This window comes from Streptomyces sp. SID11385 (assembly GCF_010548245.1).
In the GTDB taxonomy this organism is placed as follows: domain Bacteria; phylum Actinomycetota; class Actinomycetes; order Streptomycetales; family Streptomycetaceae; genus Streptomyces.
The window spans coordinates 1-2,463 of record NZ_JAAGLR010000367.1; the positions used below are offsets into that span (position 1 = coordinate 1).

The following is a 2,463-nucleotide window of genomic DNA, read 5'->3' on the forward strand; positions in this document are numbered from 1 at the left end:
CGGGCAGCCGCGCGCTCGGGCCCGGGGACCGGTCCCCGCCGGGCCGCAGGCGGCGCAGGAGGTGGCGGGCGTGGGCGAGCCCGTCCCCGTACAGGTTCCGGCAGCCGGTCAGGTCCTGGAGGACGAAGTAGACGTCCGTGCGCGTGAAGACCATGAGCTGGAACGGGAGCGGCAGCAGCGCGACGAGCAGGGCCGCCGCCAGGAAGCGGTACGGCGCCGAGCCGGGCGCGGTCGTCGCGAGCGCGAGGAGCGTCGCCGAGGCGACCGAGAGGTTGAGCGCGATGCCCGCGAGATAGGCGGTCAGGCGGTGGCGGCGCGGGGCGAGTTCGATGCCGCTGATGTCGGTCTGCATGACGAGGAACTGGAGGCGCGTGCCGAGCCGTACGTGCCCGGGCACCCCGGCCGCGCGGGCCGTGACGAGGTGGGCCAGCTCGTGCGCGCAGAGCAGCGTCCACCCGGCGGCGGCCCCGGTGAGCAGGACCACGCTGCCGTGCGGGCTCCACAGCAGGTCGCGGTAGCCGGGCAGCAGTTCCGGCCGCCGGACGAGGACGACGAGGGCCGCCGCGAGCAGGACGCCGACGAGGACGGGGAGCGCGGGGTGGAGCGCGAGGCGGACGTGCGCGGGGCGCAGCCGGGGCAGGCTCGCGCGCGGCGCGGGGGTCTCCGGCAGCTCGCGCTCCCCGATGCGCGCGACGAAGCCGAGCGCGGCGAGATCCGTGACGAAGTCCGCCACGTCGAAGTCCTCGCCGGTCTCCTCGCGCAGGACCCGCGCGGCCTCGTCCACGGGCGCGCCCGCGCGCAGGAGCGCGAGGGCACGGACCCCCTCGGCCGGCATCGCGACGAAGGTACGGGTGGCCATGCGGCCCACGATCCACTCGTCGGCGCGGTCCTCCCGGAGCGCGAGCTCGCGCAGGCGCACCCGGGTACCGGCAGGCAGCGGCGCCTCGTCCCGCGCCACCTCCGTCACCGGCCCGGCTCCCGGACGCCCGCCCCCGCCCGTGCCGACCCCGCCGGTGCCGCTCCCGCTCCCGCCGCCTCCCCCGCCCTCTCTCCGCAGGCCGGGCAGCCCGGGCGGCGCGGGGCGCGGTCGAGGACGTTGTCCCCGGGGCGCATGAGGTTGAAGCCGAAGCGGCAGCCGGGTTCGATGTCCGGGACGCCGCTGAGCAGCGCGAGTCCGGCGTGTGCGAGGAGGCTTCCGGAGAGCTGGGCCGTCACGGCGTTGACCGGGTTCCACGCCATGCGCGGAGAGGCGATCTCCTCGTCCTCGCCCGGTGGCAGGCGCAGTTCGCGCCGCTCGGCCTCGGCGTCCCGCAGGCACTCCCAGCACGCTCCCGTGCCGGGCCGGAAGACCCCGACGCCCACGAGCGGCCCCCGGTACCCGGCCTCGGCCCACGGCGTGCCCGTCGCGAGGCACGCCTCGTTGGCCCAGCGGCGGACGACCGGGGGCCGGTCGGCGGCGAGGAGGAGGGCGTCGTACGGCGCCGCGGCGAGCAGGTCCGCGAGGTCGTCCGGGCCGCGTACCTCCCGGCGCTCGCCGCTCAGTGCCACGTCCCCGTTGAGGGCGCGCAGCGCGCGCAGGGCGGCGCCGAGCTTGGGCGCGCCGATGTCGGCCTCGCCGTAGAGGGTCTGCCGGTTGAGGTTGGACAGCTCGACGGTGTCCGGTTCCACGCAGTGCAGGTGTCCCACGCCCGAGGCGACGAGGTCGCGGGCGGCGGCGCCCCCCGTACCGCCGAGGCCGATCAGGAGCACGCGCCCGGCGCGCAGGGCGAGTTGGGGGTCCCAGGGGCTGGCGCGGGGGGTGAGGTCCATCCAGCGCTGGAGCGTCATGCCGCGCCCGTACCGCTCGCGTGCGCGCGCCGGGAGCGCGGCGGGCTCGGGGGCGCCCGCGTCCTCGACGAACCCGGCTTCCGTGAGGTCGTCCACGGCCGCCGCGACGTCCTCAGCGGTCAGCCCCGTCCCGGGGTGCTCGCGCAGCACGTCGGCCACGAGCCCGCCTCGGTCGCGGGTGCCGTCCATCGCCTCGACGAGGGTCCACACCCACCCCTCCGGGTCCGCGATCTCGGAGCCGATGCCGTGCACGACGCTGCCGATCCTGACGTTCCCGTCCACCGTCCGGTAGGCCCGGTGCTCCGGCTTGACCCGCGGCCGTCGCATCACCCGCACCTCGCTCCCCATCCGCCCCAACTCCCTTACTTCATGGCGCTGTTGACAACGATGGCGGGGCTGCCGAAACATGACAAGGGCACCTTGGTCCACCACCGGCCGGAAGGAGACGACATGGCGAGGAAGATCGCGATCCGCCCGCTCGACAAGAAGGAGACGACGGGCGAGTCCGGCGGCAACGGCGGTGCCTGAGCGCCGATGCTGAACCGCTTGCTCACCGTCGCCGAGGTCTCGGCGGCGGCGCGGCGGCTGGTCTCCGCGCACGCGGGGGCCGGCCGCCTGCGGCGGGCCGGCACCTCG

3 protein-coding genes are annotated in these 2,463 nt (G+C 76.6%); 1 reads left to right on the forward strand and 2 read right to left on the reverse strand.

The window, feature by feature from the left end; genetic code table 11:
* A partial coding sequence (locus tag G3I42_RS11020; RefSeq protein ID WP_164284895.1) for a hypothetical protein occupies positions 1–967 on the reverse strand: 967 nt, incomplete at its 3' end.
* Positions 964–2,154 (reverse strand): ThiF family adenylyltransferase, encoded by a 1,191-nt coding sequence (locus G3I42_RS11025; RefSeq protein ID WP_164284898.1) that lies wholly within the window; start codon positions 2,152–2,154, stop codon positions 964–966. The genes G3I42_RS11020 and G3I42_RS11025, both read right to left, overlap by 4 nt.
* Positions 2,155–2,196: 42 nt before the next feature.
* Here G3I42_RS11025 and G3I42_RS36920 point away from each other — a divergent pair, with 42 nt between their 5' ends.
* On the forward strand, positions 2,197–2,355 hold the full coding sequence (locus G3I42_RS36920) for a hypothetical protein (RefSeq protein WP_203606647.1): 159 nt from the start codon (positions 2,197–2,199) through the stop codon (positions 2,353–2,355).
* Positions 2,356–2,463 lie beyond the last annotated feature (108 nt).